18 protein-coding genes and 1 tRNA gene are annotated in these 25,205 nt (G+C 55.3%); 7 read left to right on the top strand and 12 right to left on the bottom strand.

Annotated elements, in window-relative coordinates; all coding sequences use genetic code 11:
• Nucleotides 1-115: 115 nt before the first annotated feature.
• Nucleotides 116-448 (bottom strand): YMGG-like glycine zipper-containing protein, encoded by a 333-nt coding sequence (locus L3068_RS19170; protein ID WP_023337792.1) that lies wholly within the window; start codon nucleotides 446-448, stop codon nucleotides 116-118.
• A gap of 158 nt (nucleotides 449-606) precedes the next feature.
• Complete coding sequence (gene yghU, locus L3068_RS19165; RefSeq protein WP_014885224.1) at nucleotides 607-1,476, bottom strand: glutathione-dependent disulfide-bond oxidoreductase; 870 nt, start codon at nucleotides 1,474-1,476, stop codon at nucleotides 607-609.
• A gap of 183 nt (nucleotides 1,477-1,659) precedes the next feature.
• Between yghU and gss the strand changes: the two genes are divergently transcribed.
• On the top strand, nucleotides 1,660-3,522 hold the full coding sequence (gss, locus tag L3068_RS19160; protein WP_023331301.1) for a bifunctional glutathionylspermidine amidase/synthase: 1,863 nt from the start codon (nucleotides 1,660-1,662) through the stop codon (nucleotides 3,520-3,522).
• A gap of 52 nt (nucleotides 3,523-3,574) precedes the next feature.
• Here the strand turns inward: gss and pgaD are convergent, their stop codons facing one another.
• Genes pgaD through pgaA form a run of 4 tightly spaced genes read right to left on the bottom strand, consistent with a single transcriptional unit; the run spans nucleotide 3,575 to nucleotide 9,723 of the window.
• Nucleotides 3,575-4,006 (bottom strand): poly-beta-1,6-N-acetyl-D-glucosamine biosynthesis protein PgaD, encoded by a 432-nt coding sequence (gene pgaD / locus L3068_RS19155; protein ID WP_014885222.1) that lies wholly within the window; start codon nucleotides 4,004-4,006, stop codon nucleotides 3,575-3,577.
• The gene (pgaC, locus tag L3068_RS19150) at nucleotides 4,003-5,334 is read right to left on the bottom strand and encodes a poly-beta-1,6-N-acetyl-D-glucosamine synthase (protein WP_023331300.1); all 1,332 of its coding nucleotides are present in this window, start codon (nucleotides 5,332-5,334) and stop codon (nucleotides 4,003-4,005) included. The genes pgaD and pgaC overlap by 4 nt, the downstream gene beginning before the upstream one ends.
• Nucleotides 5,327-7,276: a poly-beta-1,6-N-acetyl-D-glucosamine N-deacetylase PgaB gene (gene pgaB / locus L3068_RS19145; RefSeq protein WP_023337790.1), complete on the bottom strand. Its 1,950-nt coding sequence runs from the start codon at nucleotides 7,274-7,276 to the stop codon at nucleotides 5,327-5,329. Before pgaB ends, pgaC begins: the two co-directional genes overlap by 8 nt.
• A gap of 8 nt (nucleotides 7,277-7,284) precedes the next feature.
• Complete coding sequence (gene pgaA / locus L3068_RS19140; protein WP_214602877.1) at nucleotides 7,285-9,723, bottom strand: poly-beta-1,6 N-acetyl-D-glucosamine export porin PgaA; 2,439 nt, start codon at nucleotides 9,721-9,723, stop codon at nucleotides 7,285-7,287.
• 672 nt (nucleotides 9,724-10,395) lie between these two features.
• Here pgaA and L3068_RS19135 point away from each other — a divergent pair.
• Nucleotides 10,396-10,923 carry a helix-turn-helix domain-containing protein gene (locus tag L3068_RS19135; RefSeq protein WP_045134821.1) on the top strand — a complete coding sequence of 176 codons (528 nt, stop codon included), beginning with the start codon at nucleotides 10,396-10,398 and terminating at the stop codon, nucleotides 10,921-10,923.
• A 61-nt stretch (nucleotides 10,924-10,984) separates the two neighbouring features.
• Here the strand turns inward: L3068_RS19135 and L3068_RS19130 are convergent, their stop codons facing one another.
• Both L3068_RS19130 and L3068_RS19125 read right to left on the bottom strand, forming a co-directional pair.
• Nucleotides 10,985-13,942, bottom strand: coding sequence for an autotransporter outer membrane beta-barrel domain-containing protein (locus tag L3068_RS19130; protein ID WP_117582208.1), 2,958 nt, complete (start codon nucleotides 13,940-13,942; stop codon nucleotides 10,985-10,987).
• 116 nt (nucleotides 13,943-14,058) lie between these two features.
• Nucleotides 14,059-14,373, bottom strand: coding sequence for a lipoprotein (locus L3068_RS19125; protein WP_117582205.1), 315 nt, complete (start codon nucleotides 14,371-14,373; stop codon nucleotides 14,059-14,061).
• 175 nt (nucleotides 14,374-14,548) lie between these two features.
• On the opposite strand from L3068_RS19125, the gene L3068_RS19120 reads away from it, so the two are divergent.
• A complete protein-coding gene (locus tag L3068_RS19120) occupies nucleotides 14,549-15,181 on the top strand; it encodes a LuxR C-terminal-related transcriptional regulator (RefSeq protein WP_117582203.1) in 633 nt (210 codons plus the stop codon).
• Nucleotides 15,178-16,965, top strand: a complete 1,788-nt coding sequence (locus L3068_RS19115; protein ID WP_063434087.1) for a hybrid sensor histidine kinase/response regulator — start codon at nucleotides 15,178-15,180, stop codon at nucleotides 16,963-16,965. Before L3068_RS19120 ends, L3068_RS19115 begins: the two co-directional genes overlap by 4 nt.
• Nucleotides 16,966-17,043: 78 nt before the next feature.
• Here the strand turns inward: L3068_RS19115 and L3068_RS19110 are convergent.
• Together L3068_RS19110 and L3068_RS19105 are read right to left on the bottom strand one after the other, a co-directional pair.
• Nucleotides 17,044-17,119, bottom strand: a tRNA-Phe gene (locus L3068_RS19110).
• 95 nt (nucleotides 17,120-17,214) lie between these two features.
• Entirely contained in the window at nucleotides 17,215-17,928 is a 714-nt protein-coding gene (locus L3068_RS19105; protein ID WP_023331294.1) for a DUF554 domain-containing protein, read from the bottom strand.
• Between the two features lie 182 nt (nucleotides 17,929-18,110).
• On the opposite strand from L3068_RS19105, the gene L3068_RS19100 reads away from it, so the two are divergent.
• A complete protein-coding gene (locus L3068_RS19100) occupies nucleotides 18,111-20,246 on the top strand; it encodes an ornithine decarboxylase (protein ID WP_117582201.1) in 2,136 nt (711 codons plus the stop codon).
• Between the two features lie 54 nt (nucleotides 20,247-20,300).
• On the opposite strand, the gene L3068_RS19095 is transcribed toward L3068_RS19100, so the two are convergent.
• Both L3068_RS19095 and L3068_RS19090 read right to left on the bottom strand, forming a co-directional pair.
• Nucleotides 20,301-20,993, bottom strand: a complete 693-nt coding sequence (locus L3068_RS19095) for a response regulator (protein WP_023337769.1) — start codon at nucleotides 20,991-20,993, stop codon at nucleotides 20,301-20,303.
• Entirely contained in the window at nucleotides 20,983-22,608 is a 1,626-nt protein-coding gene (locus L3068_RS19090) for an ATP-binding protein (protein ID WP_023331291.1), read from the bottom strand. Before L3068_RS19090 ends, L3068_RS19095 begins: the two co-directional genes overlap by 11 nt.
• Nucleotides 22,609-22,955: 347 nt before the next feature.
• Between L3068_RS19090 and L3068_RS19085 the strand changes: the two genes are divergently transcribed.
• Nucleotides 22,956-24,317, top strand: coding sequence for a 2-hydroxycarboxylate transporter family protein (locus L3068_RS19085; RefSeq protein ID WP_014885210.1), 1,362 nt, complete (start codon nucleotides 22,956-22,958; stop codon nucleotides 24,315-24,317).
• A gap of 17 nt (nucleotides 24,318-24,334) precedes the next feature.
• A complete protein-coding gene (locus L3068_RS19080; protein ID WP_045134818.1) occupies nucleotides 24,335-25,198 on the top strand; it encodes a fumarylacetoacetate hydrolase family protein in 864 nt (287 codons plus the stop codon).
• The last annotated feature ends 7 nt before the right edge of the window (nucleotides 25,199-25,205 follow it).

The raw sequence follows: 25,205 nt of genomic DNA, 5'->3' as shown, positions 1-25,205 counted from the left end.
ACTGAGTGGGAAGATAATTTTCAGAAAGCGGATCGCAAAAACGAGAGATTTGGCAGGGGGGGATTATTGAACAACGCTGTGGCCGGGCAAACGCAGCGCTGCCCGGCAATACTTATCAGTGGGTCGCTTCGCCAATCAGTGCACCCGTGCCCGCACCCACGGCCGCTCCTTTCAGCACACTCTTGCCCGTCACGGCAGCCGCTCCTGCGCCAACGACGGCACCCACGGCACCCCCCTTACGTGCGTCTTTACCTTTTTCGCCGTTTTTGAACATGGCACCTGTACCTGCGCCAACAACGGCACCGCCGACGGTGGATTTCAGATCTTTACCTGTGGCCGCGCCAATGGCGGCGCCCGCTACCGCGCCAGCGGCGGTTTTGTCGATGGCCATTCCCGAGGTAGAAAAAAGAAGAGCGCTGATGACCAGCGTTGTTTTAAGAAGTTTCATAACAGATCCTTTGTGACTGCTGTCGATTGATACGTCGTTTCTCACATCTGCGCGAGAAAAACGGCCAGATAGTGCCAGCAATTGCGGCTCAACCTTTAGGCTAATCATGCCCCTGGCAAGGATCTCATCTGCCGGGCGGTGGCCCGCCCGGCAAAGCATTACGCCTGACGCTTGTCTTCCGTGTTGGTATCGAAGTCGCTCGCCGCGTGGCGTTCGTGCAGTTGCTCGTTCAGCTCGCCGCTGGTGCGGTTAACGATGCGTCCACGCTTCACGGCATGGCGGTTCGCCACGTCTTTCGCCCAACGCTGGACGTTGGTGTACTTTTCGGCATCCAGGAACTCGGCGGCGTTATAGACGCTACCCAGGGCCACGCAGCCAAACCATGGCCAGATCGCCATATCCGCGATGGTGTACTCCTCGCCCGCCACGTAACGGCCGCGCGCCAGCTGTTTATCCAGCACGTCGAACAGGCGTTTGGCTTCCATGGTAAAGCGATCGATCGCGTACTCAATTTTCACTGGCGCGTAGTTGTAGAAGTGACCAAAACCGCCGCCCAGGAATGGCGCCGCGCCCTGCAGCCAGAACAACCAGTTCAGCGTTTCGGTGCGTCCCGCCGGATCTTTCGGCAGGAAGTGACCAAACTTCTCTGCCAGATAGAGCAGGATATTGCCGGATTCAAAGACGCGCGTTGGTGGGGTCGTGGAGTGATCCCGCAGCGCCGGTATTTTCGAGTTCGGGTTCACTTCAACGAACCCGCTGGAGAACTGATCGCCCTCGCCGATGCGGATCAACCAGGCGTCATACTCCGCGCCCGTCACGCCCAGCGCCAGCAGCTCTTCAAGCATGATGGTCACTTTCTGGCCGTTAGGTGTTCCCAGCGAATAAAGTTGCAGCGGATGGGAGCCCACGGGGAGATCTTTCTCATGCGTCGCGCCCGAAATCGGGCGGTTAATATTGGCGAACGCGCCGCCGCCGTTCTTTTTCCATTCCCACACTTTCGGTGGCTGATAGGTGTTTTCGTCTGACATGTTGGCCTGCCTCTTTGGTGTTGTGTTGAGGCAGTTTAGCAGGTGGCAGGGGAACCGTTTAACGATGCGAGCGTAATGGACAGGGCAGGTGTATGATAATTCCACCTCTGTCAGGTTAATTACAACGTGCAGACGACGACAACCCTTCAAAAAATTGCCGCCTGCCTGTTTTAGGTTGGATACATGCGTAAAGGAAAGTTAAGCAGTGATGCGCCATTCGGGACGTTGTTAGGCTATGCGCCGGGTGGTGTGGCGATTTACTCCTCAAATTACGGCAGTCTGGACCCGCGAAAATACCCGGAAGATGCGGATTTTCGCAGTTATATCGGCAACGAATACATGGGCCACAAATGGCAGTGTGTTGAGTTTGCCCGCCGTTTCCTGTTCCTCAACTATGGTTTCGTGTTTACCGACGTCGGCATGGCGTGGGAGATCTTCTCCCTGCGCTTTTTGCGTCAGGTAGTGAACGATAACATTCTGCCCCTTCAGGCGTTTGCCAATGGCTCGAAGCGTGCGCCGCGCGCCGGGGCGCTGCTGATCTGGCAAAAGGGCGGAGAGTTTCATGAGACCGGCCACGTGGCGGTAATCACCCAGCTTCTGGACGACAAGGTGCGCATTGCAGAGCAGAACGTCCTGCACTCCCCGCTGCCGCTCGGGCAGCAGTGGACGCGCGAGCTGCGGCTGAGCGTGGAGAACGGATGTTACACAATCCATGACACCTTCAGCGACACGGAAATTCTCGGCTGGATGATCCAGACCGACGACACGGAACACAGCATTCCCCAGCCGGAAATCGACGGCGAATTGCTGAAAATTCGCGGTGCGCGGCTGAAAAACAAACGTCAGTTCGACGGAAAATGGCTCAACGAAAATGACGCGCTGCAGCAGGCGTATATCCGCGCGAACGGTCATGTGATCAATAAAGATCCCTGCCAGTACTTCACCATCACCGAAAGCGCCGAGCAGGAGCTGATCAAGGCCACCAACGAACTGCACCTGATGTACCTGCACGCGACGGACAAGGTGCTGAAAGACGACAATTTGCTGGCGCTTTTCGACATTCCGAAAATCCTCTGGCCGCGCCTGCGCCTCTCCTGGCAGTGGCGTCGTCACCATATGATCACCGGCCGTATGGATTTTTGCATGGATGAGCGCGGGATTAAGGTCTACGAGTACAATGCCGACTCCGCGTCCTGCCATACCGAGGGCGGGTTGATTCTCGAAGAGTGGGTGAAAAACGGTTATCGCGGCCACGGCCATAACCCGGCAGAAGGGTTGCTGGAAGAGCTGACCGGCGCGTGGAAACACAGCCACGCGCGTCCGTTCGTGCACATCATGCAGGACAACGATGTCGAAGAGGATTATCACGCGCTCTTTATTCAGCGTTCACTGTTACAGGCCGGGTTTGAAACCAAAATTTTGCACGGGCTGGGGGCGCTGAGCTGGGATGCTGCCGGGCAGCTGATTGACGACGAAGGTCGCCACGTCAACTGCGTGTGGAAAACCTGGGCGTGGGAAACGGCGATAGAGCAAATCCGCGAGGTCAGCGAAACCGAATATGCCGCCGTGCCGATTCGGACCGGACATCCCGAGGGTGAAGTGCGCCTGATCGACGTCCTGCTGCGTCCGGAAGTGCTGGTCTTTGAGCCGCTGTGGACGGTGATACCGGGTAACAAAGCCATTCTGCCGGTACTGTGGCAGCTTTTCCCGAACCACCGTTACCTGCTCGATACCGATTTTGAGGTTAACGACCTGCTGAAGCAGACTGGTTATGCCGTCAAGCCGATTGCCGGACGCTGCGGCAGCAATATCGATCTCATTAGCGCCCAGGACGAACTGCTGGATAAATCCAGCGGCAAGTTTATCGATCGCAAAAACATTTACCAGCAGCTGTGGTGCCTGCCAAACGTCGACGGCAAGTACATTCAGGTCTGCACCTTTACCGTCGGCGGGAACTACGGCGGCACCTGTCTGCGCGGAGATGACTCGCTGGTGGTGAAGAAAGAGAGCGATATTGAACCGCTGATTGTGGTGAAGGATAAGTAACTCAGAACCGCTCGAAATAGCTCCCCGCAGACCATTCTGCGGGGACGTTTCTTCACTCTTCTTCCTCGTCCTGTTGACTGATCTTTAGATCAATAATACGGCCAATCCGATCGTGATAGACCGTCAGCAGGTTGTACTGGCTCATCTCGGAGATGATCTGTGGTGAGACATTAAAGCTGCGGGCCAGCTCCTCCTGGTGAAAATAGCCCGGCTGACGCCGTCTTACATGCGTGCGGCGGCGGTTGTACTGATACCACAAAATCAGCAGCCATCCGTTAAGCGCGGCGAACAGCAAATAGATCAACACCGTATTAAAGGAGGCAATAATGACGCTCCACCGGTGTTCACTCTCTTCGGTTAACTGCATCCACAGCCTGGCATACAGGAAAAACAGAAATCCTCCCCACGCCACCAGAGTTAACGCGGCATCGAAAAGACGTGGTAACAGCCGATGTTCAGTCAAAATTAAGGTATTTTCGTTCATTGAATGCTTCCTTTTCCCCGGTCCGGACTGATCCAGCGCGCGCGGGCACGCTGACGTTTAAGCATGACTTTCGGAAACGCGACGAGGGTAGTGAACAGGCCAATCATCCAGTACACCATCGGGAACCAAATCACCCAGAAAAGCGAGCTTGCCACCTTCCGCTCGTATCGCCGCTCGATGAACAAACTGACCAGGAACTGCAGCAGGCACATGACGCCCAACAGCAGACCGGTGAACGCGGGTGGGAACAGGGTCTCAACGGTCAGCCTGGCGGGAATCGGCGCGACCTGGCTGATAATGAACAGCAGTACCGTCATCGCGTAAGCGAACGCCCACAGCGTGGACAGCGCGTACTCCAGAAACAGGGGCCACATGCGATGATGCTCCCAGCGCACAACCTTGCGAAGGTTGACCAGAAAAACCTCCGCGCCGCCCTGAGCCCAGCGCAGGCGCTGTTTCCACAGGCCTTTGAGCGTCTCCGGCATCAGGATCCAGCACAGCGCCCGCGGCTCGAAAAAGATGTCCCAGTGGCGCAGCTGAAGCTTCCAGCTTATGTCGATGTCTTCCGTGATCATATCCGGGCTCCAGTACCCGACATCCGCCAGCGCCTGGCGGCGAAAGGCGGCGATGACGCCGGACACGGTAAAGACCCGGCCATAGATCCGCTGCGTGCGTTTGATAAGGCCAATAATGGACGAGAACTCGCCCACCTGAATGCGCCCAATCAGCGAGGATCGCGTGCGAATGCGCGGATTGCCGGTGACCGCGCCGACGTGAGGATACTGAATCAGCGGGGCTACCAGATAAACCGCAGTGTCGCGGTCGAGCAGGGCGTCGCCATCAATGCAGACCAGCAGATCGCCCCGGGCTGCCGCGGCACCCGCTTTTAGCGCGACGGCTTTTCCCTGGTTCTCCGCGAGGTTAATTACCCGCAGGCGCGGCTGCTCCTGCGCCAGCTGCTGCAGCACGTCCGCCGTGTTATCAGAAGAGCCATCGTTAATGGCGATAACCTCTATATTCTTATACCGCTGATCCAGCGCGGCGCTGATGGTCTCTCTGGCGTTCCTTTCCTCATTGAAACAGGGGATCAGAATGGAAATAAGCGGCTCGCCAGCGAGCGAGGGTGGTGGGGTCTCTTTATCCCACGACCAGTGGCGTTCAAGCTGAAACCAGAAATAGAGTCCGCCGGTGACCCAGAGCACGGACATGAACAGCGGCCAGAAGAACACAAAATCCAGAATCAGTTCGCCGGTAAAAAGGGCGGCCACGCCTAAAGGCAACCCGAATACCAGACACAAAATAGAAAAAGCGATGATGCGATCAGTCATTGTCAGGGTACCAGTAGGAAGAAAATTCAGGCCTGATGCGGGAGATATCAGGCTGGTTGTTGATGAAATCGTCGGGGTAGTAGCCGTAGTTTTTGACGCCGTTCAGCTGGAGAACGCGCATCCACTGGACAAGCTGTTTATCGGAAACGGCACGCTGCGTTTTTTGCTCCCAGTCTCTGGCCTGCAGTTCGAAAATGGTTTTATCGAGCGCGCCGGGCCGTGCGGCGACCACGTTAACCAGACGCGTCAGCCAGGCGTCGCTTTCGTTCGCCGGAACGGACTCCATCAGCGGCATGGCCATCGGCACCGTCCAGTCATAGGCCGCCAGAAAATCATCAAAATTCTGTGCAAACCAGGCTTCGCTTTCAGGCTCAAGGATGGGTAAGACGAACATATTGCGTGCGGTTTTGATCTGCGGTCCCCGGATGTGCTTCACCGCCTGGCCCAGCGCCCGGGTAAAGCCCATCAGCAGACGGCTTTTCTGACGCGTTGTGTCCTGAGCGGCGTCTTGTCCGGCATCGTCAACGTCCGTCAGCACCGCATCGTCATGGAACAAAATCCCATTGAAGGTGCTATAGCGGGCCAGATCTTCATAGATGTCCGTCACCTGCTGGCGAACCTGCGGGTTCCACGGGGAGAGCCGGATATAAGGTTCAGTGGCCTCGTGCAGCTGGCCCGTTTGACGATCCCGACGCTGCACGCGCGGCAGGGAGGGATCGAGATCGAACGAGAGCACCGGCATCCACGCGAAGACTTTCACCCCCGCACGGGTCTGGAGCTGCCAGGAGACAAAATTGAACAGATCGGCGCGGACCGGAAGCCGACGGTTGGGGAAATAGAGCGCTTTGATCCGGCCATCGCCCTGCGGGTCGGCAAACGCCTGCAGGAAAACATGGCTGATTTTCATGTCGTAGACTCGCTGGATCAGCCTGTTGATATTTTGGGTTTGCTGGGCCGGATCGGGATCGTAAACGTAGTCGAGGTCGACGTGCATGACGCGAACGGGATCGTGTTCCTGGATCTGGCTGACCGTACTGGCAAAGGTTTTTAGCGAAGGATTGCCGGCGATCAGCAGACGGGGAATGTTGCCAGGGTCATTTACGTCCCCCAGACCGTCTTCCAGCGTAAAGGCCAGCTGGTAACCCTGTTGTCTGGCGATGGCGAGCGACGTACCGTTGGCGGCACCGTAAGGCCAGACCCAGGCGCGCGGTGCTTTGCCCGTCACCTGCGTGATTTTCTCGGTCACTTTACGCACGTCGTCGCCGATCCGCTGGCTGAACTGCCGATCGGTTTCATAGCGGCCCGTCGCCTTATCGTAAAAGCGATTGGCGATGGCAGGCTCGCGGCTTCCCTGAGGGTTAGCCACGATACCGTAATGGGAGGCCCAGGTATGTGAGCCGATCTCAATCAGCGGAGACTGGCTGAGCTCGCGCACCATGTCCCACGTTGCGAAGCGATCGCGGGGCGTCATCAGACCACCAAAATTGACCTTTTGATTTGCTGGCGTGTCCACCCAACTGCCTACCGGTGCCCAAAGGGCAGGGACGTTCCAGGCCTGAAGCAGTGGCCAGACGCGGGTATAAAAGCTGCTGTAGCCGTCGTCAAAACTGAGCAAAACGGCTTTCGGCGGCAGCGTTTTTTTTCCGTCATGGGCATCCAGAATGTCCTGCACGCTGATGGCGTGATAGCCGTTATGCAAAAGCCAGCTTATTTGCTCGTTTAACGCGCTGGTGCGAACGGAGAGGTAGCGCTGATCGGCGGCATCATCTTCGACGTCGTGGTAGGCCAGCACCAGAAATCGATTCGTTGGCCAGGGCTTGCTCGCCTCCAGCTGGGGTCTCTCTTTGGGGGCAATAAACGGGAGTGCCTGGGCGCAAATGCTCGCGCTGAGGCAGAACCAGCCGATGAGTATCACACTCACGGAAAAACGTATGTTCAGCATATTCATCCTTAAAAGCGTAAAGTCGCATCAAACGTGACGGAGAGATTGCTCTCGCGCTTGCCGTCGTAAGGCCGTTTATCCCAGTTCAGCATCACGCCGGTATCGATGACGTTGTTCCACTGGATGCGTTGTCCGTAGCCCAGCAGGGTGATGGCCCCGGCGGACTGGTTTTTCTGCCAGTAGCTGCCGCCGCCTGCCACGAACTGCTGGCTCCAGAGGGTGTCGTAATGGCGATACATCTCATGATCGACGGACAGAGCGGCCGCTACGGACAGATCCCGCGCCGGGTTGTAATAGAGCGTGTCCCGCAGGCTGTTTTTACTGGCGGCGATCCCCGGTTCGAGATCCAGCGTCAGGGACGGGGTTTGCCAGAGACGCTCCTTACCCGTAAGGGTGTATTCCTGACGGCGGTTGTGGTCTGAGAAGCGGCTGACGGCGACGCTAAACTGATACTCACGTCGCTCGTTTTGATACCAGCGCACGCCGCCTTCCCCCCGGTTGGCGCTAATCCCGTTGCGTAATGCCCGTAAGGGCGTGGTGGGAGCTACGCGTTCAAGGCTGCCGCTGAGCTGCCAGCTATCGGTGAGAAAGTAAGTTGTGGAAAGGCGAGCCCCCGGCTTGTTCGCGCCGTGATAGCGGTTACTGGAAAGCTCGGCTTCGAGCTGGAGGTCACGAGGCCGCCATTCCACGCCGCCCAGGAGGTGGCGGCTGGTGCCTTTGCCTTCATCGAAATTACCCTCTGCATAGCGGGTGCCGGCAAACAGCCGCCAGTTATCCGCAACTGGCGGGCCATAGAGCGTGGCGTCCCAGTTCAGGTCGTGCGTACCGCTGACGGGGTTATCGGAGTGCAAACCCTTGCTCGCATTGAGGAGCAGCTCGGACATATGATGAACCGTTCTGAGCCTGTCCAGACGACGGGCACTGCGATCGACCGGCGCGCGAGCAAGCACGTCGTCGGCCAGTAAATCCATCTCTTGCCACTCCTGTAGATCCATGGCGACGTAAGCCTGCTGTTGCTCAAGCTCCAGATTTGATGGCTCCAGTGCCTCCGCCATTTTCAGCTTCTGCTCGGCCGCACGCGGCAGGCCCCGCGCCTGTAGCAAAGTGGCGTAGTCAATCTGCAATCCCTGGTTGCCCGGCGCCGTTGTCGCCAGACGCTGAGACAGCTTTTCGGCTTCAGGCAGGGCGTAGGTCGCCAGCAGATAGTTAAAACGGAGAGACTGCCCGGTGAGCCATCGATCGTTCGGCTGAGGGGTAGGGGAACCGAAATCGTAGCGGGTCCAGGGGACGTTACGGGTCTGGCGCTCTACATACTGGCGGGCGGCCCGATACTGCCCGGTATCGAGCCAGGCGTAGAAAAGCGCGTGCTCTTCGTCCTGCGGATCGGCGGCATATTGCGGATAGCGTTGCAGAAGCGAGAAGGCGGCATCGGCGTTTTTCTCCTGCAGATACGCGGAGATAACCCAGCCGATTGCCCAGTCCGGCACCGGGTGCTGCGCTGCCGTAAGATCCTGATACTCGCTGATGACCCGCGGATAATCAGCATGGGCGTACAGCGCGCCGAGCCGGTCTATACGCGCAAGGATGACATCTTCCGCCGCCTGCGGCTCGCTTTTCCAGCGAGAAAGCAGAACGTCGTAACGATTCAGCGCAGATTGCGCAAGCTGCAGACGCTCCTTTTCTGTTCTGCCTGGCACATCGGCAAGGCGAACCCTTTCGGCGGCGGCGTTACGCTCAAGACGGCGACGCTCCGCCGGGGACAGCGGCACCCGCTGTGAAAGTACGAGCGCGGGGGTATTCACGCGGTTATCCGTCAGGGCGTCGACAAGCTCGCTGAGCAGGACATTATTCTCTGGCGCGGTAGCCAGTGCGCGCGTGTCCGCCAGAAGCCGATCCCAGCTTTTTCCCTGACGTAACCAGACATACGAGAGCGTCTGAAGATGCGCCTGAGTGGGGTTTTGGGTGACCAGCTGCCGGGCTTCCTGCAGCGCGAGTGCATCCATGCGGGCATCGGCCAGGGTTTTGATATAGCCGATACGATAATCATCGTTATTCGGCGCAAGGCTGCACGCCTCTTTCCAGAGCGATAAGGCTGGCTGCCACGCTTTTTGATTTCTCCTGGCCTGGGCAACGGCAGCAACGCCGCGAGCGGGCAGCGGCATATAAATGCCATAACGCTGCCAGACCTCAATCACCTCATCATCATGACCTGCCCAGGATGCCACCTGTAACCAGTCTGCGACCTGTTCAGGCGTCAGGGCGTGCTGTTGCTGATAATGTTGCAGATAATCAAGAAACGGCGTGTAATTACCGTTACGCGCCTGTTGAATCTGTTGTTCATAAACGGATTCCGTTGCCTGAACCAGAACAGGAAAGAGTAATAACAGTAACAATAATCCTGGGGTGCGATAAAAGAATAACGTATTGAAGCGAAGCGATCTTTCCATATCTATTTGCCATTTGTTTATCATGAATCCATTGCATAACACGGCTGCCTTTTAACTGTGCGTTAAAGGCGATAAATGAGAACATTAAATCTGAATGCAGTAACGTTATGGGGTACTTACTTAAAGGTAATTATGGATCCTTATCTCGGTGGATTGGGTAAACGGTAATGTACACCTGATATGTTGCCGGATAAATATGGTGAATAGAGGGTGGGTGGTTTTGAGATAATTCTGTAGTGAGCGGTTTTTTATGATTATATTGAAGGGGTTATGTATTTATAACATTATGATATTTAAGTGCTTTATTTTTATTGTGACAAATTTGTTTATATTTTTAATGAGGCCTGGAAGCATCAATTAAAGTACTTTCTTGTGCATGTTTGGGAAGTTTCATGACAAAAATTCTTAATGTTTAGCGAAGTGTCTTTTCTGAGATTGTTTTTTATTTATAATTAATGTCAGACATTGAATGATGGTCTACAGGAAGTCTTATCCATCAATGTGTGTATTGAGGGATGTTCAAAGCCAGAATACATTTGTCGTTAATATAACAGCGCTATAAAACGAAGGCGGCCTTCTCTCGGAAGGAGCGTTCTTGCTTTAATCTAAAAGGGATGGTTAGTGGCAACTTCAATAGTGTTAGTGACTCAGGATCGCTATCTTGTCAGGGGCATGAGGCTTTTTTTTCCAGATATTATCCTGCTCGACTCGATTGACAGAAACATATTTGATAATGGTGCCGACGAATACTCTGTATTGATTGATAGTCGTTCTCCGCTCCGTTTATATGATTACCTGATACGCCATCCGGCCAGAACAAGGAAAACGATCTGCTGCGTTATGCTGGATATGCGACATCGCGAAGAGAATCTACTCAGTATGAAGTTGTTTATGAACACGTCGCTCACCGCGCCGGATATGGCGTCGCTGTTTAATCTGGTGCTCAACATGAAGGGCAGGCGTCTGACAACCAAATGGCTGCTTAACTTACGGCTTAGCACGCACGAGGCGATCATGCTGCGGTTGCTGAGGGCAGGGATGTCGATGGAAGCCGTTGCCGATGAGCTGAATACGTCGGTGAAAAGCCTCTACCGCAAACGAACGGCGCTTTCGGAACGGCTGGGGGCGGAGAACTTCAATGAGGCGTGTTTGTTTATCTTTAAAAATAAACTGCTGGATGTGATTGGGAACGATCCCTGAATGCGTCAGAAGCTAAAAGCAAACACCCGCCACGAGGGCGGGTTCATTGAATGGATATAATTCAGAACGACCAGCGCAGATTCGCGTTAACCGAATTGACGCGGGTATCCGCACCATATTGCCCCTGATAACCCACATCCAGGGTCGCAGCACGCGATAGTTGTACGCTCACGCCGATATCGCCCACCATCACGTCCTCATCCACGGCCTGCCCCTGTGTAATGAACGCGTCGCTGCCCGCAAACGCCATGCGCGAAGAGGTATTCTTATCGCCATATGCGTGCTGCCAGCCTAACGAACCGTAGAGGTTAACGTTCTTCGGCAGCTCGGTCACGCCACGCACCCCGAGGGTAGAATAGAAGGTGTTCATCGTTTCGTTATTTACGCTCAGCGCGGCAGCACCGCCGTCTTCCCTGAAACTGTCAGTATGCAGTCGAATCCAGGACAGGTTAATAAAGGGTTCAACATTCATCGCTGGCTGGCCGAAACGGTAGCCCGCTTCGGTGAACGCCAGCAGTGAGTTGGCGTCGTAATCCGACTTCAGCCGATCCGAGAAGCCGCTAAAATCAACATTTCGCTCGCCTTCGATCTTGTGCCAGGTGTAGCCCAGCGCACCGCGAAGAGAGAACGCATCCTGTTGACCTGCCGCATAAAGACCAAGGTGATAATTGTCGGTATTCGTTGAGGAACGACGGCTGTCGACGTCGTAATCACCGCGGCTGTAGCCGAAGTAGCCACCGACACGTACGTTATGGTCCGCCAGCTTGCGGTCCGCCCCCAGCAGGAAGCCAGTAGTGTTGCCGTCCAGCTTGCCCACATTACCGTCGCCGCTGTTTCGGCTCCAGGAGCTGAAGGTCTGGCCCCAGACGCCATTGTTTTGCGGTTCCGGCTGCTGCACCAGCGACATCGCTAACGGCGGTATCGGCAGGCTATCGTTATCAAACGCGCGCTGCATACGCTGGTTTAACACGTTAAACACCTGCGTGCTGCCGGCGATGAGATTGGACTGCATTGACGGATAAACTTCACCGGAAAGCTGGTTGAACGCCTCGCGCGCTTCCGGCGCGCTCAGCACCAGGAGAGAGTTATAAAGCGCCAGCGACGAGCCGCTTTGCGTCAGCGTGGAGAGCGCGCCAGCGGTATTCCACTGGTTGCTGCTTTTGGCCACGGTCTGGAAAATTCCCGGCTTGCCGCTGCCAGGATTTTCACCGCCCGGGTTCTCACCGCCGGGGTTTTCGCCTCCAGGATTCTCGCCGCCGGTCTCTTTCTGCGCGATGGTCAGATCAACGGCGTCGGTGCTCTGCTTGAGCGCCACGTCCAGGAAGGCGGATTTGGAAATCGCTCCGGCAAACTGACCGTCAATTCCCCCGTCGGAGGTTAAAATACGATAGCTTTGGCCTGTTTTGTAGCTGGTTTGAGGATCCAGCGCGGTGACCTGTACTTTAGCCTGATCGCTGATGGTCGTTTTGCCTGATACCAGTAGTTGGTCGCTGCGGCCATCACCGGCGATATCGACGTCATAGAAAGACTCGCCCACAAAATTCAGATACCGTTTCAGCGTCAACGTGCCGATGTCGCCATCCCCTGGAGAGATATGCCCGCCGGACAGGATCTCGGTCTGGCCCAGCGTGCCGTTCCCCCCCAGTGTGCCGCCGGCCTTGATTGACGCGGCGCTGCTGTAACCCTGCCCGTTGTTAACGTCGGATCCTGCCGTCGCGTTGAGGATCAGCGTACCGCCGTTCTCGGCGCTAAGGGTCTGAACATCAAAAATATCGTCTTCTGGCTGGGTGTTGATGTTGCTGGCAATAATGACTTTGCCACCACGCGCGGTCACGTTCGCCTGAAGGGCCGAAAGATCGCCGTTCAGCGTTGTCTGCCCGGAAGTATTGATCACCTCACCTTCGCCGCTCATTTTGTTGCTGAAGACGTAATTTTCGTTGGTATGGTTGAAGTAGACATAGCTGCCGAATAGCCCGCCCCGTAGGCTGATCGCCGTGTTCGAATCGAGGGTACCCGCGCCGCCGGCTGTGCCAAGTGTTGGCTCAGTCAAACCCGTGCCGGTGTCCATGTTGCCTCGGCTGCCGATGATTAGCGCGCCCCGGTTCGAGCCAGAACCCGATTCCCCCACGATCAGCGTATTGCTGCCAGCGGAAAATGAACCACCGTCTATAACCGACAGCACGCCATTGCCATAATCACCCACGCTCACATTACTGTCGCTGGTAAAACGCGAGTCTTTGCCCGCAATAACCAGCTCAGCAGTCTTCCTGGCCCCGGATACGCCCGCCACCTGCACGCCTCCAACGGTAACTGCCCCGCCGTTCAGCACGTCCAGATCGCCATAAAGCGACAGCGTACGGCCAACATTCCACTGGGAACCGCTCCCCGTGACGGTGGCTTTCGGGCTCAGCGTGTCGGTTTCATCCGGCCCGGTACCATTCCCAATGCGCGCATCATAGGCGGTACTGAGCGCGGCGCCGTCTTCAATCAACAGCGTGGATCGTGCACCCAAATCGGTGCCTACGCTAAGAAAGTTACTGGTCACACGAGACCCGGCGCCCGTGGCGATAAGGTGGCTATCGTAGCCGCGGGTGGTGCCGACAACGATCTCCTTTGCGCTGGCGAGCGCGCCCTCTTCGACGCGGAGGGTGCCGAGGCCAAGATTGAGGTCGCCGCGCAGGACGTATTGATCGTTCACTGCGTTAAGTTCTGCGTTTGGCCCACGGACCGTGACCATGCTTTCATAAATTTGCCCGTCGAACAGCCGACCGATATTGATGTTATAGGCGGTGATTTTGCCATTATCGATCAGCAGGTTTCCGCGTTGATTACGTCCAACGTAAACATCTCCGGTATAACCCAGCGTGTCGGTAATACGCGAGTCGCCATCAAAAATTGCATCCGCTGCACGTGCGAAATCGGCAGGTGAAAGCAGTAACAGCGGAGCGGAAAATAGAGCGAGGTAAAGTCTGGAAAGCGGCGTCTTAACCGCTAGCAGATGCGATGTAGAGTTATTCACGGGCTATCTCCGTACTCATTAGCGTGATGTCGGGAAAATCGTTTTTATATGAAAACTCAGATACGTGAGAAAATGTAAAAGGCGTTATTTATGTACGCCTTTTAATTTGGGGTTAATTATTTATGTGTGACAACAGGTGTACAGGTTGGCGCGCTCAGCGTCGGTGCGGATCCCAAAATCCCGGGCATCATCATCGATGAGCAATCGAAAATACGCCCTTTTTCCGTCGTAGCGCGATAAGATAGTTTTTGCCCTCCCAGTGCGTCAGGTTGGGCGCCATTAACATTGGTCACTGTTATTTCATCCGATGAGCCCAGACCCAGCATTTTAGCAGTCTCTGCCTGCAGCAGTGGAATGGCCTGATCGGTTTTCAGCGTGGAACAACCGGCCAGCATCAACGTAACGGTTAAAAATATTAGTAGTTTTTTCATAAATTATCCTTTATATCCAATCAGTTAATTTCACTGATTGTATTTATGTTTTCTATTACCCAAATCAGAGAATAATATATTTCCCTTTCCTAATCGAAAAAACCCTCCTAAAGTAGGGTGGGTAGATAATAATTCATCCGTACTCTCAGAGATGCGAAGGTAAAAGGAGGACCCTTTGGGACAGAATTATGCGTTGGTCGTTGATGACCATCCATTGGTAGCAAGCGGCATCGCCAATTTTCTGATTACACAATGCCGATTTAAGCAGGCGTATGTGGTGACGAATGAGGAGGATTGCTACCGTCAAATTAGGGATAATGGCCCGCCCCGTTTGCTGGTAATCGATTTTTGGCTTTCGTCCGGAACAGCATTGAAATTACTCAAAGAGATAAAACAACTTTACCCACAGGTGCGGCTCCTGGTGGTTAGCGGGGACGACAATAATGATCTCTGGCGGAAAATTCACGCTGCCGGGGGACATGGTTTTGTATTGAAAAGTGAGCCTCCTGAAATTTTCTCACAGGCTGTTTTTGCACTCGCTGATAATCAGACCTGGTTTCCTGAGGGAAACGAATTTTCCGTGAATAAGAATAATGAAAAACTCAATAAATTTAACTTAACGCCGCGGCAAATAGATGTGTTAAATATGATTATGCGCGGTCTGCCGAATAAACGCATCGCCGCACAGCTTTCAATTTCAGAACCCACAGTCAAAGAACACATCAGCAATATTTTGAAAAAGATTGGTGTTAACAGTCGGGTCGAAGCCATCACGCTTCTGCATGGCAAACAGGAATCGTCGGAATGAGATTTTTCCTGAGCTTACAAAACGATGGGATCTCTCCTGCTGCGCAGATCCGTTTGTTAAACAATACCTTTCTGCGGCTGGTATTCAGTTTTAGCGCAGTGCCCTTTGTCGGTATTCCTTTTGCCATCTGGATTTATATGCTTGGGGATGATCTTGGCCCAACGATAACCTGGATTATTATTTATCTGATATGCGCTGTGGCGATACGAATATTGCATCGACGCTATCAGCGCGAAGCGAAAGAATATGTTGAAAAGGACCTCCTGCAACGCTGGCTTCCGCGCATTAATAATGTCGCCTTTATTCACGGACTGGGAATTTCATCACTCTATTTAATTACTCCTAAAACGCAGAACTTTGACTTTTTCCTGCTACTGAATATCAGCATAGCCGCTATCGTCGCGGCCAATGCGACGCATCTGACCCCGGTTATTAGCACCTTTACGCGCTTTTTCTTCGCCTCGTGGGGGGTACTGAACCTCGGTATTATCTGGCGACTGGATGAGCTGATGTTCATCGTACTGATGCTGAACCTGCTTTACGGCTTTGCGATTTACCGCCATGCGTTAACTTCACATGCGTTCTTTATTCAGCAGGCGCTGCTTGAGGAAAAAAGCTCACGCCTGGCGGAACAGTTTCGTCAGGCCAAAGAGGACGCGGAGCAGGCTCTACTGGATAAAAATCAGTTTCTGACAACCGCCAGCCACGATCTTCGCCAGCCCGTACACGCCATGGGTTTTCTGATTGAAGCCATCCTCCACCGAAACCGCGACGACAGCCTGACGCCGCAACTCCTTGACCTGCAGCAGAGCATTCGTTCCGTACATTTGATGCTCAATTCCCTGCTCGATCTCAGCAAAATTGAATCCGGGAATGTACTCTCTGCTCCTGCCAAAGTGGATATCGGCGTTCTGCTCGACTCGGTGATCACACTGTTTCGCGAAGAGGCCAACAGCCGAGCCCTGCGACTGTACACCTGGCGACCAAAACGTCGCATTTACGTGATGGGCGATCCGCTGCTGGTGCGACAATCCCTGATTAACCTGATTCAAAACGCCCTTCGCTACACGCTACGGGGCGGCGTGCTGGTCGCCATTCGACCGCGCGGTGACGAGTGTATGGTGGAGGTGTGGGATACGGGGGTCGGTATCGCCGATGACGAGAAGGGCAAAATCTTTTCACCCTACTACCGCCCCGAGCTGGCCTGGAAGATCGACAGCGCCGGACACGGGTTGGGGCTGGCCGTCGTTGCTCGTTGTGCCAAGCTGATGAAGGTGAAGTACGGGATGCAATCCATTGAAGGTAAAGGCTCACGATTCTGGATGCGTTTCACCCAATTTGCTGGTGAAGAGATCGCACCGGACTCCTCGCCCGCTTATGACCACGCAGCCACGTCGGTGCGCTATGCGCCGCTGCACGGTTCCTGCCTGGTCGTCGATGACGACCCGCTGGTGACGTCAGCCTGGGAGAGCCTGATGAGCATCTGGGGAATCAACGTGCGCTGTGCGGCCTCCGCTGAAGAGGCATTCGCCATAATCGACGACGGCTTCACGCCGTTCGCCGTGCTGTGCGACCAGCGCCTGCGATCCGGCGAAAGCGGGTTCGACATCCTGAAAGCGCTTTTTGAACGTCTGCCGGATATGAGCGGCGCGATAGTCAGCGGCGAATTTAATTCACCGGTTCTGCTGGAAGCTGAGCAGGAAGGGTACCTGGTGCTGCGCAAGCCGCTGGAGCCGGCGAAACTGCATGCGCTGCTGACGCAGTGGTCCGGGTGTCATGGATAAAAGAGAGTGTAGAAGTATTGATTTTGGCGGGCTTAGAATGCAAAAACGGACCTCCGTGGAGGTCCGTTGATATAAATTTGGTGCCCGGACTCGGAATCGAACCAAGGACACGGGGATTTTCAATCCCCTGCTCTACCGACTGAGCTATCCGGGCAACGGGGCGCATTAAACCTGATCTGCTTCCTGCCGTCAACGAAAAATGTTGTTTTCGTTACGGACTGCGCAATCTCTCGCCATTTCGCCGCACTCTTAAGCGAAAAAGCGCGTCCAGAGCGCTGAGAGCGGCATGGCGATCAGCAGCGCGGGCAGCATATTCACCACGGCAAACATCTTAATCCCGCAGATGCGTAACCCGGTCGCCAGCAACAGCAGGCCGCCGACGGCAGTAAAGTCTGCCATCATCGCCGGCGTGGTGAGCGGGAGAATCAGCGCGGCGCAGGTGGCGAGAGCCAGCTGAATCAGCAGCATCGGGACGCAAATTGCCGCGACGGCGATACCGAGCGTGGTGGCAAAAATGGTGGCGGTGAAGAAATCGAGAAACGCTTTCGCAATTAATATACTCGGGTCGCCCGTCATCCCTTCCTGCATCGAACCGAATATCCCGGTGCCGCTGGCACAAAACAGAATAATGATCGCAACGTAGTTCTGAATAAACGACTCGTGCGAACCGTTTTTCGCCTTACCGGGTCGGGCAATCAGGTTTTTGGCTTTGCCTACCGCGTTATTGATGCCCTTTTCCAGATAGCAAAATTCGCCAATCAGTGCGCCGAGCAGCGTTGCCAGCACCATGACGGGCAGGTTGGCGCATTTGATGACTAAAAGGATGCCGATGCCCAGCGAGGCCAGGCCAAAAATAGACGGCATGGAGGTACGAATACGCTCCGGTAGCCGCTGGCTTAACACGCCGCCAAGTATGCCGCCCAGCAGCACTGCGCCGGCGTTGATAAAGGGTCCAATTACCACCGCTAACTCCTGTTACTTAATCATTGGTATTGCATGATTATGACACGCAAAGCGGGCATTACGCTTAGCTTTGGAAGGTTTTGTGCATATTGATTCCTTCTTGCACCTAAAAATAAAAGGTGACATTATTGCGCGAATTTTCTCCTCCCTGTCTCACCATTCGGTGAGGGTAACTAGCGCCTATGAAAACCATGAAAATTGCCGTCAGCCGCGAGCTGCTCTCCACTGTCTCAACCCACCGTGAAAAGGTGACGCTGGATAACACGGATTTTACCGATGTGGCGGCAGTCGTCATGACCACTGCTGAAAGTTGCAGCGGTATTCTCGCGTTGCTGAAACGCACGGGCTTTCAGTTACCGGTGTTTATTTTCTCGCAGGAGCACACGGACGTGCCTGACGGTGCTACCGCGGTCATCTCGGGGAAAGCGCAGGAGTTTCTGGAACTGGAGACTGCTGCCAGCCGTTACGAAGAGAATCTGCTGCCGCCGTTTTTCGACACCCTGAGCCAGTACGTGGAGATGGGTAACAGCACCTTCGCCTGTCCTGGTCACCAGCACGGGGCGTTTTTCAAAAAGCATCCGGCGGGACGACAGTTCTTTGATTTCTTCGGTGAGAACGTGTTTCGTGCCGACATGTGCAATGCTGACGTAAAACTCGGGGATTTACTGATCCACGAAGGGTCCGCCAAGCATGCGCAAAAGTTCGCGGCGAAAGTATTCAATGCGGATAAAACCTACTTCGTGCTGAACGGCACGTCGGCGGCCAACAAGGTGGTGACCAACGCGCTGCTGACGCGTGGCGATCTGGTGCTGTTCGACCGCAACAACCATAAATCCAACCACCACGGGGCGCTGATTCAGGCTGGGGCCACGCCGGTTTATCTTGAGGCTGCGCGTAATCCATTTGGCTTTATTGGCGGGATTGACGAGCACTGTTTTGATGACGCGTACCTGCGCGATCTTATCCGCGAGGCTGCGCCGGAGAAAGCCGACGAGGCGCGTCCGTTCCGCCTGGCGATCATCCAGCTTGGCACCTATGACGGCACGATCTACAACGCCCGTCAGGTGATCGACAAGATCGGCCATCTGTGTGATTACATCCTGTTTGACTCTGCCTGGGTGGGCTACGAGCAATTTATTCCGATGATGGCGGAAACGTCTCCGCTGTTGCTGGAGCTGAACGAGAACGATCCTGGCATTTTTGTGACCCAGTCTGTGCACAAACAGCAGGCCGGATTTTCGCAAACGTCGCAGATCCATAAAAAGGATAACCACATTCGTGGCCAGGCGCGGTTTTGCCCCCATAAGCGGCTGAACAATGCATTTATGCTTCACGCCTCCACCAGTCCGTTTTATCCGCTGTTTGCAGCGCTGGATGTGAATGCCAAAATTCATGAAGGCGAGAGTGGGCGCAGGCTGTGGGCGGAGTGTGTTGAGCTGGGCATTGAGGCGCGCAAGGCGATCATTGCCAACTGCCATATGATTAAGCCGTTTATCCCGCCGGTGGTGGCGGGGCGGCCGTGGCAGGATCATCCGACGCACGCCATTGCCAGCGAGCGCCGCTTCTTCAGCTTCGAGCCGGGGGCGAAATGGCACGGGTTTGAGGGTTATGCCCGCGAGCAGTACTTTGTCGACCCGTGCAAGCTGCTGCTGACCACGCCGGGTATTGATGCGGAAACCGGGGAATATACCGGGTTCGGCATTCCGGCGACCATTCTTGCGCACTACCTGCGCGAAAACGGCATCGTGCCGGAGAAATGCGATCTCAACTCAATCCTGTTCCTGCTGACGCCAGCTGAAAGCAGCGAGAAGCTGGCGCAGCTGGTGGCAATGCTGGGACAGTTCGAGCAGCATATTGAAGACGATACGCCGCTGTCGGACGTACTGCCGACCATCTACCAGAAATATCCGGTGCGCTACCGGGATTACACCCTCCGCCAGTTGTGTCAGGAGATGCACGATCTTTATGTCAGCTTTGACGTAAAAGATCTGCAGAAGGCGATGTTTCGCAAAGAAAGCCTGCCTGAGGTGGTGATGAATCCACAGGACGCGAACCAGGCCTACATTCGCGGAAACGTGGAGCTGGTGCGCATACGGGATGCCGCAGGGCGCATTGCTGCCGAAGGGGCGCTGCCCTATCCGCCTGGCGTGCTGTGCGTGGCGCCGGGTGAGGTCTGGGGCGGGGCGGTACAGCGTTACTTCCTGGCGCTGGAAGAGGGCATCAACCTGCTGCCGGGCTTCTCGCCGGAGCTGCAGGGGGTATACAGCGAGAAGGATGCGGACGGGATTAAACGGCTGTATGGATATGTGTTGAGGTAGTGCGGGCTGCTGCCCTCACCCTAACCCTCTCCCACAGGGAGAGGGAACGTTTCATCAAACCGCACTACGCTTGTACATCCTCCTTGGATGCCCAATCTTCCCGTACAGCATCTCCACGCTCAGAAACCCCGCCTCCACGCAGTGCTCCAGATAGCGCCGGGTAGTGGTTTTACTCAACCCCGTTTCGCTCACCACCTCATCCACGGTAAAGCAGTGCGTCGCCTTGTCGTTGAACAGCGCCTGCACCCGGGCCAGCGTATTCTCCTCAATCCCTTTGCTGCCGTTGTCCTGGCGGTAGTTCTTCGCCTGGAGTTGATACAGTGAATCGACGTTTTGCTGATCGACAATCTTCCAGACGCGCTGTTGTTCGGCAAATTGCACAAAGCGCTCCAGCGACTGGCTGAGGCGCTTCCAGGAAACCGGCTTAAGGATATAGTCAAACGCGCCGTTGCGGATGGCCTGGCTGCAGGTGTCCATATCGCTGGCGGCGGTGATGAAAATCACCGAGCAGTTGGCGCGGGTCAGCATCGGGTTACTGATAAGGGTGATGCCTTTGCCGTCCGGCAGATAGTTATCCAGCAGCATCAGCTGAGGCTGTTTACGCTCAAGCTGAACCTGCGCGTCGGCCAGTGACGAGGCAATCCCCACCAGTCTCAGACGCGGGTGTTTGCTGATGAGCTCCGCGTGCAGCTGTGCCAGTTCGTTCTCGTCTTCAACAATTAGTACGTCGATAAGTTCATGTTGCATAGTCGGTGTCTTCCAGTTGCCGGACGGTTCCCGAGGCCGGGATAAACAATGAGAAAATGGCGCCGCGTGGGGTATTATCGGCAACTTCTATCGCGCCGCCAGCCTGCGTAACGTAGCTTTCGATCAGATACAGACCAATCCCATGATCGCCGCGTGTTTTGGTGGTGATGCCGCGTTCAAAGATCCGCTCACGGATCTCCGGTTTAATGCCTACGCCCTGGTCGGCGACTTCAATAATCAGCTCCTGCTCGCTGAGTTTTATCAGCACTTCCACCGGCGCATGGGGAAGCGGCGAGCGCTGTGTTGCTTCGATGGCGTTATCCAGCAGGTTACCAATAATCGAAATCAACTCTTGCTCCCCAAGCGGCAGGAACGGCTTATCCAGCCGACAGGCCGGGTCGAAACTCAGCTCGACGCCTTTTTCCCGCGCTCGGGCGGCTTTCCCGAGCAGCAGGCCGCACAGGGTGGGAGAACTGAAGCGCGACGAGATAAAGTCCAGCAGCTCCTGGGCATGTTCCGACTGCGCCTGTATGTAGCCAATCGCCTCCTCATAGCGGCCCATATGCAGCAGGCCGGAGAGGGTGGTCATCCGGTTTAACTGCTCGTGGCGCATAATGCGCAGGTTATCGACATAGCGCTTTACCTGGCTGAGCTGGGCGCTCAGAGAGTCGATTTCGTTGCGATCGCGGAAGGTGATCACCCAGCCCTGTAGCGAGCCCTCAAGCATGATGTGAACCCGGCTGGCAATCACCGTGAGATCGTTAAAACGGCAAATCTCATCGTGGGTATCTTTAGCCAGCATCGTCTGCGTGTCGAAGAACGGGACCGGATCGATCACCTGGCTTATCAACTGCCCGCGCAGTTCACGCGCCGGCTGGCTCAGCCCCAGCAGTTTGCGCGCCGCCTGGTTGATCACTTCTATGCGCCGCTCGTTATCAATGGCAATCACCCCTTCGTAGATAGATTCCATCATCGCCTTTTGCTGACGTACCAGCAGGCCGATTTCTCGCGGTTCGAGGGAGAAGATCTGCTTCTTTATACTGCGGGTAAAGAACCAGGAGAAGATAAAGAGGGCCAAAAGCAGCAGTACGGCGGCAATCAGGATATTGACCACTTTACTGACGGTAATGGTATCCAGGTAGCTGGTGAGATAGCCCACGGAAACAATGCCAACCACCTGCCCGGCATCGTTGAAGATAGGGGCTTTACTGCGCAGCGAAATACCCAGTCCGCCTTTACGGATGGTTGTTGTGCTTTTCCCCTGCAGGACGGCCTCATTGTCGCCGCCAACCAGCGTCGTGCCCACTCTGTCGGCAAAGACGGAATGAAAAAGGTGCTTTCCCGTGTTATCTCCAATGACAATAAAGCTGGCATCGCTATGGGCAGCCATTTTCTGCATAAAATCATGGATCGCGGTGATATCTTTTTGTTCAACTTCATTGCGTAATGACGGAATAAGCGCAATCTCCTCCGCCTGTATTTTTGCGCGCGCACTCATTTCCTGATAAAGCTGCTTACCGACATCGGCATAATAATATCCGCCCAGTAACGCAAAAAGCACTGAGAAAAAGGCAACCAGCGAAATAAACAACTTAATCTGGAAAGAGACTTTCATAACTATCACGCAAAGTAGCGACAAAGATCGCCAATATATCATCTTTTTTTCTATGGCCGCCTGCGCTTTGCCGAAAACTTGTGATCCCTTGCACAGCGGGCGCTGTAAAAGATTTATCCTGAGGGCTTACCTCGTTCAGGCTATATGAATAAATGTTATTTGTTTGTTCAATTCAGAAAAGAAACCATAAAAACCACGATAATAAATAAGGCATAAATCACATTAAATAAAAGAAACCATTAAAACCATAGTGGCCATTAAAACTTCGCTTTTAATATGTCATCCCTCACATAAAGTAAGCCTTTGTGACTCTAAGCTGAACGCACAAAATAACCAAGGGGCTTATTATGAGCACAACTGACGATTCTTTCTCTGTTACCCACGACCCGATTGAAATTCAGCGACCCTCGCTCAAAGAGCGTTGGTGGCATATTATGGATACCTGGAAAATCGGGATTATCCCTCTGCCGCTGTTTGTTCTGGCGGGCGCACTGATTGCGATTGATTGTCTGGGCGGAAAGCTGCCGAGCGACATCGTGGTGATGGTAGCGACCCTGGCCTTCTTCGGCTTTGCCTGCGGTGAGTTTGGCAAGCGCCTGCCGATTGTCGGCAAGCTCGGTGCGGCGGCGATTTGCGCCACCTTTATCCCTTCCGCGCTGGTCTATTACGGCCTGCTGCCGGATGTGGTGGTCGAGTCCACCACTAAGTTCTATAAATCCACCAATATTCTCTATCTCTACATCTGCTGCATTATCGTCGGCAGCATCATGAGCATGAACCGCACGGTGCTGATTCAGGGCTTCCTGCGCATCTTCTTCCCGATGCTGTGCGGTGAAATTGTCGGCATGCTGGTGGGGATGGGCGTTGGTCTCGCGCTGGGCCTGGAGCCGTTCCAGATCTTCTTCTTTATCATTCTGCCCATTATGGCGGGCGGCGTCGGGGAAGGCGCAATTCCGCTTTCCATCGGTTATGCCACCCTGCTGCACATGGACCAGGGCGTAGCGCTCGGCCGCGTGCTGCCGATGGTGATGCTCGGCGGTCTGACCGCGATCATTATCTCCGGTTGCCTGAACCAGCTTGGTAAGCGCTACCCGCACCTGACCGGTGAAGGCCAGCTGATGCCTAATCGCGCCAATGCCGATACCACCGTCTCTCAGCCTGCGTTCTCTGGTAAAGCGGACGTGACCACTATCGCCTCTGGCGCTCTGCTGGCGGTGCTGCTCTACATGCTGGGCATGCTCGGCCACAAGCTCATTGGCCTGCCAGCCCCGGTCGGCATGCTGTTTATGGCGGTGCTGGTGAAGCTCTGCAACGGCGCCTCTCCGCGCCTGCTGGAAGGCTCACAGGTCGTCTACAAATTCTTCCAGACTTCCGTGACCTACCCCATCCTCTTCGCCGTCGGCGTGGCTATCACCCCGTGGCACGAACTGGTGGCGGCGTTCACCGTCAGCAACCTGCTGGTGATTGTCAGCACCGTTTCTGCGCTGGTGGCGACCGGTTTCTTCGTCGGCAAAAAGATCGGTATGCATCCGATTGATGTCGCCATCGTCTCCTGCTGCCAGAGCGGGCAGGGCGGTACCGGCGACGTGGCGATCCTGACCGCAGGCAACCGCATGAGCCTGATGCCGTTCGCCCAGATTGCTACCCGTATCGGCGGAGCGATTAACGTCTCTATCTCTCTGCTGATTCTGGGCAACTTCCTCGTTTAAGTTTTCAGGAAAGAACAATGAAACTCGCAAGCTTTTTATACCAGGGAAAACGCAGCTACGGCATCGTCCAGGCCGACGGCGTGATTGATTTAGGCCGCCGTCTCGGCGACCGCTACAGCGACCTCAAGGCGCTGCTGCAGGGCAACGGGCTGGCACAGGCCACCCGCTACCTGAACGACGCGGTGGACGTGCCGATGAGCGCTATCACCTTCTTACCGGTGATTGAGCAGCCGGAAAAAATTCTCTGCGTGGGCATGAACTACGCCGACAAGCGCAAGGAGTTTGACCAGCATAACCCGGCCCCGACGCTGTTTGTCCGCTTCCCGGATTCACAGACCGGCCATAACGAACCGGTGCTGAAGCCGCGCCACTCCAGTGAATTCGACTACGAAGGCGAGCTGGCGGTGATCATCGGCAAAGGTGGGGAGAACATCAGCCGCGACGACGCGCTGCGCCACGTGGCGGGCTACAGCTGCTACATGGACGGCTCCGCCCGTGACTGGCAGCACACCTGGTTTACAGCCGGAAAAAACTGGCGTCAGACCGGCGCGTTTGGCCCCTGGATGGCGACGGCGGATGAGATCCCGGATCCGCACCAGCTGGCAATCCGCACCTGGCTGAACGGCCGCATGGTGCAGGAAGACAACACCAGCAGCATGATCCACAAGGTTGCGGAGCTGATCGAGTACATCAGCACCTTCACCCGCCTCAGCCCGGGCGATGTGATCATCACCGGATCCCCGGGCGGGGTGGGGAAAAAGCGTAACCCGCCGCTGTTTATGAAAGAGGGCGATCGCATTGAGGTGGAGATCGAGCATATCGGTCATCTGAGCAACGTGATCGTGGAAGCGCCCGCCGTCGGGCTTGCGGCAGCACACTGAGTAAAAC

Source organism: Enterobacter cloacae complex sp. ECL414, assembly GCF_021869685.1.
Lineage (GTDB): Bacteria > Pseudomonadota > Gammaproteobacteria > Enterobacterales > Enterobacteriaceae > Enterobacter > Enterobacter kobei.
The sequence above is the reverse complement of the archived record's forward strand: the minus strand, read 5'-3'. Positions and strand labels throughout refer to the sequence as shown.

Bases quoted from the DNA above. Each gene is read 5' to 3' on its own strand.
- L3068_RS19125 (WP_117582205.1), bottom strand. From the start codon at position 14,373: ATGAAAAAACTACTAATATTTTTAACCGTTACGTTGATGCTGGCCGGT.
- L3068_RS19135 (WP_045134821.1), top strand. From the start codon at position 10,396: ATGAGGCTTTTTTTTCCAGATATTATCCTGCTCGACTCGATTGACAGA.
- L3068_RS19170 (WP_023337792.1), bottom strand. From the start codon at position 448: ATGAAACTTCTTAAAACAACGCTGGTCATCAGCGCTCTTCTTTTTTCT.
- L3068_RS19095 (WP_023337769.1), bottom strand. From the start codon at position 20,993: ATGCAACATGAACTTATCGACGTACTAATTGTTGAAGACGAGAACGAA.
- gss (WP_023331301.1), top strand. From the start codon at position 1,660: ATGCGTAAAGGAAAGTTAAGCAGTGATGCGCCATTCGGGACGTTGTTA.
- pgaC (WP_023331300.1), bottom strand. From the start codon at position 5,334: ATGACTGATCGCATCATCGCTTTTTCTATTTTGTGTCTGGTATTCGGG.
- L3068_RS19080 (WP_045134818.1), top strand. From the start codon at position 24,335: ATGAAACTCGCAAGCTTTTTATACCAGGGAAAACGCAGCTACGGCATC.
- pgaD (WP_014885222.1), bottom strand. From the start codon at position 4,006: ATGAACGAAAATACCTTAATTTTGACTGAACATCGGCTGTTACCACGT.
- yghU (WP_014885224.1), bottom strand. From the start codon at position 1,476: ATGTCAGACGAAAACACCTATCAGCCACCGAAAGTGTGGGAATGGAAA.
- L3068_RS19085 (WP_014885210.1), top strand. From the start codon at position 22,956: ATGAGCACAACTGACGATTCTTTCTCTGTTACCCACGACCCGATTGAA.
- L3068_RS19100 (WP_117582201.1), top strand. From the start codon at position 18,111: ATGAAAACCATGAAAATTGCCGTCAGCCGCGAGCTGCTCTCCACTGTC.
- L3068_RS19115 (WP_063434087.1), top strand. From the start codon at position 15,178: ATGAGATTTTTCCTGAGCTTACAAAACGATGGGATCTCTCCTGCTGCG.
- pgaA (WP_214602877.1), bottom strand. From the start codon at position 9,723: ATGGAAAGATCGCTTCGCTTCAATACGTTATTCTTTTATCGCACCCCA.
- pgaB (WP_023337790.1), bottom strand. From the start codon at position 7,276: ATGCTGAACATACGTTTTTCCGTGAGTGTGATACTCATCGGCTGGTTC.
- L3068_RS19090 (WP_023331291.1), bottom strand. From the start codon at position 22,608: ATGAAAGTCTCTTTCCAGATTAAGTTGTTTATTTCGCTGGTTGCCTTT.